Below are 6,413 nucleotides of genomic sequence, written 5' to 3' on the forward strand. Positions count from 1 at the left end.
GCATTGGCGAGGCCGGGAACAGCGCCAGTGCATCGACCGCGATCGCACCATAATGCTGCGCGCGGCTTGCGGTGTCTTCCAGCGCGCGATGCTTGGTCATCAGGTGGATAGCGTGGTCGAGATCGCCGTCGGTGATCTGGCCGCGCTCCAGCGCCTTGACCCAGAACGCGCGCTCGGAATCATTGCCGCGGCGGAACGCCAGCACCACGGGGAGCGTGATCTTGCCCTCGCGGAAATCGTCGCCGATGTTCTTGCCGAGCTTGGCGGACTTGCCGCCGTAATCCAGCACGTCGTCGACGAGCTGGAAGGCGATGCCGAGATTCATGCCGACCGAGCGGCAGGCGGCCTGCTCGGCCTTCGGCCGCTCGGCGATCGCGGGACCGACCTCGCAGGCGGCCGCGAACAGTTCCGCTGTCTTGGCGCGGATCACCGCGAGATATTCGTCCTCGGTGGTGGCGGTGTTCTTCGCCGCCGCAAGCTGCATCACCTCGCCCTCGGCGATCACGGCGGCGGCCGAGGACAGGATGTCGAGCGCGCGCAGCGAGCCGACCTCGACCATCATCCGGAACGCCTGGCCGAGCAGGAAATCGCCGACCAGCACGCTCGCCTCGTTGCCCCACAGCATCCGCGCCGACAATTTGCCGCGCCTGAGCTCGCTTTCATCGACCACGTCGTCGTGCAAGAGGGTTGCCGTGTGCATGAACTCGACGGCCGCGGCGAGCTTGACATGGCCGTCGCCGCCATAGCCGGCGAGCCCCGCCATCGCGAGCGTCAGCATCGGCCGCAGCCGCTTGCCGCCGGAGGAGATCAGGTGGTTGGCGACCTCGGGAATCATCGTCACGTCGGAGCCGGTGCGCGACAGGATGGTGGCGTTGACGCGCTCCATGTCGGCGGCGACCAGGGCGACCAGAGCGTCGATCGACGCACCGGAGGGGCTCTCGAAAGGTACAATAACCGCCACGCCGGTCTCCACTTTTGCTATGTTGCGGATCGACAATAGGAACTGCCGCGGGATGCGGCAAGGGTATGGGCCGCTGGCGCCACCGCGCCACGCGCAAGCGGGAGAGCTGCAATTGCGGGAATTGGTTCGGACCAACGACCTCGTCCTGGTCTCGGCGGTCGGCGCGCTGCTCGACGGCGCCGACATCCATCACGTGGTGCTCGACCAGAACATGAGCACGATCGAAGGCTCGCTTGGCATCCTGCCGCGGCGGATCCTGGTGCCGGACGAGGACGTCGGCGCCGCACGCCAGCTTCTGACCGATGCCGGCCTATCGCATGAATTGCGGCCCGATGAGTGATCACGCGACCGGGACCACTGAGGTGACCGGGATCACTGAGGATGCCTTTCTCGACGGGCGATTGCGTCTGCGCCAGCCCGGATCGGGGCACCGCGCCGGCCACGACGCCATGCTGCTCGCGGCCGCCACCGCGGCGCGCGCGGGTGACCGCGTCGTCGAGCTCGGCGCCGGCGTCGGCGCCGCGGGGCTCGCGCTCGCGGCTCGCGTCGGCGCGATCAAGCTCACGCTGGTCGAGATCGATCCCGCGCTCGCGGCGCTGGCGCGCGAGAACGCGGCGGCCAACGCAATCGCGGCCGACGTCGCGGCGCTCGACGTTGCCGCCGCCGCTTCCGTCTTTGCCGCCCATGGCATGCCGCCGGACAGTGCCGACGCGGTCCTGATGAATCCGCCGTTTAATGATGCCACGCGGCATCGCGCCTCGCCGGATGCCGCGCGCGCAACGGCGCATGTGGCGGGACCGGCGACGCTGGAGGACTGGATCGCGGCCAGCCGGCGCATCCTGAAATCGGGGGCCGCGCTGACCCTGATCTGGCGCGCCGACGGCCTCACCGAGGTGCTGGCCGCGCTGGCGCGCGGCTTCGGCAGCCTCGCGATCCTGCCGGTCCATGGCGACCAGACCAAGCCCGCGATCCGCATCCTGGTTCGCGCGATCAAGGGCGGCAAGGCGCCGACGCAACTGCTCGCAGGTGTCGCGCTCAACGATGAGTCACGAACGCTTGATCGGCGGCTGGCCGCGATTTGGGCTGGCGAGGCTGGGCTGCTGTTCGAACGCGCCCTCTAGGACGGGAACTCTCTACTGGGGAAGCGATTTTGACCCTTGCTTCGAGACGGGCGCGAACCGGATGAGGGTCAGGATTGTACCGATCAGCAACATCAGCAGATAGATTTTCATTGTTGTTCTCCGCTGCGACCTTGCAGTTGCAAACGACCGGAAGCCCGACGACGTTCCACCGAATGGAATGCCAGTAGCGCGATAAAAAATGGTTAATTCGAGGTAGCTGCATGACCGAAAGTTTTAATGTTCGCGAAGGAGTGCCGGGGCTGCTCGACCGCTGCCTGGAATGGCTTCCGGCGCGGCTGCGACGCGGCGTGGTCGTGGTGCCGGTGGTGCGGTTGTCGGGTGTGATCGGCGCGGTGACGCCGCTGCGGCCCGGCATGACGCTCAGCGCGGTGGCCAGGACGCTGGAGCGCGCGTTCTCCTTCCGCCATGCCAAGGCGGTGGCGCTGGTGATCAATTCGCCCGGCGGCTCGCCGGTGCAGTCGCGCCAGATCTATCTGCGCATCCGCCAGCTCGCCGCGGAAAAGAGCCTGCCGGTGCTGGTCTTCGTCGAGGACGTCGCGGCCTCAGGCGGCTACATGCTGGCCTGCGCCGGTGACGAGATCTTCTGCGATCCATCCTCGATCCTGGGCTCGATCGGCGTGGTCGGCGGCTCGTTCGGGCTCACCGAGCTGATCCGCAAGGTCGGGATCGAGCGCCGGCTCTATACCGCCGGCGAGCACAAGGCGATGCTCGATCCGTTCCTGCCGGAGAACCCCGACGACGTCGCGCGGCTGAAAGCGATCCAGCGCCAGATCCACGACATCTTCATCACCCTGGTGAAAGGGAGCCGCGGCGCGCGTCTGAAGGGCGCCGATGACGTGCTGTTCACCGGCGAATACTGGGCGGGCGATACCGCGGTCGCGCTCGGGCTGGCCGATGCCATTGGCGACCTGCGCTCGACGCTGCGCGCCCGCTATGGTGAAAAGGTCGTGACCCCCCTGGTTGCGCCATCGTCCGGCCTGCTCGCCGGCCTGCTTGGCCGCCGCTCGGGCGGTGGAGGCACGCTGTCCGCGTCGGAGACCGCCGCCGGCCTGCCGGAGGAACTGATCTCGGCGCTGGAGACGCGGGCGATCTGGGCGAGATTCGGGTTTTGATGGGGTATCCGCGCTGTTTTGTCCCTAAAACGTCAATTGCGAACGGCGCCCGGTTGGGGGAAAATGCGAGTCGGGGCGTGAGGTTATCGAGAGCAGGAATCGACCGATGCCGCCGTTCATTGCATTTGCGGGCGTCCTGGGTGGGCTGGCGGTGATCCGCTGGGCCTACAAAACTGCGCTGCGGGTCAATCAGGAGCTCGAGGACGCTCGTGTCGAGCGGGTTGCGGAGGCCGCGCGCGCCGGCGAGATACCGACGCTGCGGCGTGACCCGATCACCGGCGCCTATCGCCCGGACTGAAAACGTTCGATTTTCGCTGATCGTGGCGGCGTCAGGCGCCGCCATTGCCTTGATTCCCCTCCTCTGCGCCGATACGGTCCCGCGCGTTTTTGCGCTGCTTTGCGAGACCGGTCCCGACAGATGAATTCCCTGCCCGATCACATGCGCCCGGAACGTTCGTTCCAGGGTTTCATCCTTGCACTCCAGCGCTTCTGGGCCGAGCAGGGCTGCGTGATCCTGCAGCCCTATGACATGGAGATGGGCGCCGGCACGTTTCATCCCGCCACGACCTTGCGCGCGCTCGGGCCAAAACCGTGGAAGGCGGCCTATGTGCAGCCGTCGCGGCGGCCGAAGGACGGCCGCTACGGCGAGAACCCCAATCGCATGCAGCACTACTACCAGTTCCAGGTGATCATGAAGCCGTCGCCGCCGAACCTGCAGGAGCTGTACCTGAAGTCGCTCGCCGCGATCGGCATCGACTCCGCGCTGCACGACATCCGCTTCGTCGAGGACGACTGGGAGAGCCCGACGCTGGGCGCCTGGGGGCTTGGGTGGGAATGCTGGTGCGACGGCATGGAGGTCTCGCAGTTCACCTATTTCCAGCAGGTTGCCGGCGTCGAATGCGCGCCGGTGGCGGGCGAGCTCACCTATGGGCTGGAGCGGCTTGCGATGTATGTGCAGGGCGTCGACCGCGTCTACGACCTCAACTTCAACGGCCGCGAAGGCGAGGCCAAGGTCAGCTATGGCGACGTCTTCCTGCAGGCCGAGCAGGAATATTCGCGGCACAATTTTGAATATGCCGACACCGCGATGCTGTTCGAGCAATTCAGGATGGCAGAGGAGGCCTGCCGCAAATATCTCGCGGCCGGCTGGCGCGAGGGCAACCGCAAAGAGCACCTGATGGCGCTGCCGGCCTACGACCAGTGCATCAAGGCGAGCCACGTGTTCAACCTGCTCGACGCCCGCGGCGTGATCTCGGTGACCGAGCGCCAGAGCTACATCCTGCGCGTCCGCGAGCTGGCGAAAGCCTGCGGCGAGGCCTGGGTGCACACGGAAGCGGGAAGGGCGGGTTGACGTAACGGTTGGTGGCCGAGGGACGAAGCGACGAACTCGGTGCTTCACCCTCCCCTGGAGGGGGAGGGTCGCTCGCGAAGCGAGCGGGGTGGGGTGAAGGTCCATCCACTCGAACAGTGTTCGAGCTGAGAGATCACCCCACCCCGTCACGCATCTCGCTTCGCTCGATTGCGTGCCGACCCTCCCCCTCCAGGGGAGGGTGAAGAAAGAGGCGAGCGGGGTGGGGTGAGCTGCTGATGGTGAAGAGGACAATAAGCGACTTCAAGCGCAAGACCGCCAAGAGGCTGAGAGCGAATACGACGACGGCAGAAGACGTGCTATGGCGTCATCTCAAAAGGCTCGAAGTGCAGGGAAGTCATTTTAGAAGGCAGGTTCCGATCGGCCCTTACATGGCGGACTTTGCCGGCTTGAGGAAACACCTGATCATTGAGGTCGATGGGTCGCAGCATGGAGATGATGTCAACCGCAGTCGCGACGAAGCTCACACGCGTTGGCTGGAGACGGAAGGTTATCGCGTGGTGCGATTCTGGAATAACGATGTGATGAGCAGGACCGAGGCCGTACTGGAGGCCATTTACGAGATGATCGAAGTCACCCCACCCCGCGTGCCCGCGGCCGGCGACCCTCCCCCTCCAAAGGAGGGTGGTCCTTTGCGCGGGGAGTGATGAGTCATGCCCGATCTTCTGCTTGAACTGTTCTCCGAGGAAATTCCCGCGCGCATGCAGGCGAAGGCGGCGGATGATCTGCGCCGCATGGTGACCGACAAGCTCGTCGCTGAAGGCCTGGTCTACGAAGGCGCGAAGGCGTTCGCGACGCCGCGGCGGCTGGCGCTGACCGTGCACGGCATTCCCCCGCGCCAAGCCGACCTCAAGGAGGAGCGCCGAGGCCCGCGCGTCGGCGGGCCCGACGCCGCGATCCAGGGATTCCTCAAGGCCACCGGTCTCGCCTCGATTGAGGAGGCAAAGATCCAGAAGGACAAGAAGGGCGATTTCTACATCGCACTGATCGAGAAGCCCGGCCGCGCCACGCTCGACGTGCTCTCCGACATGCTGCCGGTGATCGTGCGCACTTTCCCGTGGCCGAAGTCGATGCGCTGGGGCGCGCACTCGGCGAAAGCAGGCTCGCTCACCTGGGTGCGGCCGCTGCATGCGATCACCGCGACCTTCGGGCTCGAGACCGAGCAGCCCGATGTGGTGAATTTCTCCGTCGACGGCATCGAGGCCGGCCAGACCACGTTCGGCCATCGATTCATGGCGCCGGGCGCCATTCAGGTGCGCCGCTTCGAGGACTACGAGACGAAGCTGCTGGACGCCAAGGTCGTGCTCGATCCGGAGCGCCGCAAGGATACGATCCTGACCGATGCAAAACAGCTCGCCTTCGCGCAAGGATTCGAGCTGGTCGAGGACGCCGCGCTGCTCGACGAGGTCGCGGGCCTCGTCGAATGGCCGGTGGTGCTGACGGGATCGTTCGATGCGGATTTCCTTTCCATCCCCGACGAGGTGATCCGCGCCACCATCCGCAACAACCAGAAATGTTTCGTCGTCCGCGATCCCAAGACGGGGAAGCTGACCAACCGCTTCGTGCTGACTGCCAATAACGAGGCGAGCGACGGCGGCAAGGTGATAACAGCCGGCAACGAGCGCGTGATCCGCGCGCGGCTGTCGGACGCGAAGTTCTTCTACGAGACCGACCTGAAGACCAAGCTGGAAGACCGGCTGCCGAAATTCGACCAGATCGTGTTTCACGAGAAGCTGGGCACGCAGGGCGAACGCATCAAGCGCATCGAGCGCTTCGCCGCCGAGATCGCGCCGCTGGTCGGCGCCGATGTCGAGAAGACGAAGCGCGCG

General features: G+C 65.9%; 8 protein-coding genes. 7 read left to right on the plus strand and 1 reads right to left on the minus strand.

The features are described 5' to 3' along the window. On the minus strand, positions 1–961 hold a 961-nt coding region (locus JOY90_RS17700; RefSeq protein WP_291692410.1), incomplete at its 3' end, for a polyprenyl synthetase family protein. Between the two features lie 112 nt (positions 962–1,073). Between JOY90_RS17700 and JOY90_RS17705 the strand changes: the two genes are divergently transcribed. The 7 genes from JOY90_RS17705 to glyS all read left to right on the plus strand — a co-directional run. Continuing rightward, entirely contained in the window at positions 1,074–1,301 is a 228-nt protein-coding gene (locus tag JOY90_RS17705) for a DUF2007 domain-containing protein (protein ID WP_291692411.1), read from the plus strand. Beyond that, entirely contained in the window at positions 1,279–2,082 is an 804-nt protein-coding gene (locus JOY90_RS17710; RefSeq protein ID WP_291692417.1) for a methyltransferase, read from the plus strand. The genes JOY90_RS17705 and JOY90_RS17710 overlap by 23 nt, the downstream gene beginning before the upstream one ends. Before the next feature lie 221 nt (positions 2,083–2,303). Beyond that, positions 2,304–3,215, plus strand: a complete 912-nt coding sequence (locus JOY90_RS17715; RefSeq protein WP_291692412.1) for a S49 family peptidase — start codon at positions 2,304–2,306, stop codon at positions 3,213–3,215. Between the two features lie 106 nt (positions 3,216–3,321). After that, a complete protein-coding gene (locus JOY90_RS17720) occupies positions 3,322–3,513 on the plus strand; it encodes a hypothetical protein (RefSeq protein WP_291692413.1) in 192 nt (63 codons plus the stop codon). A gap of 120 nt (positions 3,514–3,633) precedes the next feature. Continuing rightward, positions 3,634–4,566: a glycine--tRNA ligase subunit alpha gene (locus JOY90_RS17725; RefSeq protein ID WP_291692414.1), complete on the plus strand. Its 933-nt coding sequence runs from the start codon at positions 3,634–3,636 to the stop codon at positions 4,564–4,566. Between the two features lie 236 nt (positions 4,567–4,802). Continuing rightward, positions 4,803–5,231: an endonuclease domain-containing protein gene (locus JOY90_RS17730; protein ID WP_291692415.1), complete on the plus strand. Its 429-nt coding sequence runs from the start codon at positions 4,803–4,805 to the stop codon at positions 5,229–5,231. 6 nt (positions 5,232–5,237) lie between these two features. Further along, positions 5,238–6,413 (plus strand): glycine--tRNA ligase subunit beta (gene glyS / locus JOY90_RS17735; RefSeq protein WP_291692416.1); only part of this gene is annotated, 1,176 nt, incomplete at its 3' end.

Source organism: Bradyrhizobium sp., from assembly GCF_019242285.1.
In the GTDB taxonomy this organism is placed as follows: domain Bacteria; phylum Pseudomonadota; class Alphaproteobacteria; order Rhizobiales; family Xanthobacteraceae; genus Bradyrhizobium.

Bases quoted from the DNA above. Each gene is read 5' to 3' on its own strand.
- JOY90_RS17710 (WP_291692417.1), top strand. From the start codon at position 1,279: ATGAATTGCGGCCCGATGAGTGATCACGCGACCGGGACCACTGAGGTG.
- JOY90_RS17715 (WP_291692412.1), top strand. From the start codon at position 2,304: ATGACCGAAAGTTTTAATGTTCGCGAAGGAGTGCCGGGGCTGCTCGAC.
- JOY90_RS17720 (WP_291692413.1), top strand. From the start codon at position 3,322: ATGCCGCCGTTCATTGCATTTGCGGGCGTCCTGGGTGGGCTGGCGGTG.
- JOY90_RS17725 (WP_291692414.1), top strand. From the start codon at position 3,634: ATGAATTCCCTGCCCGATCACATGCGCCCGGAACGTTCGTTCCAGGGT.
- JOY90_RS17730 (WP_291692415.1), top strand. From the start codon at position 4,803: ATGGTGAAGAGGACAATAAGCGACTTCAAGCGCAAGACCGCCAAGAGG.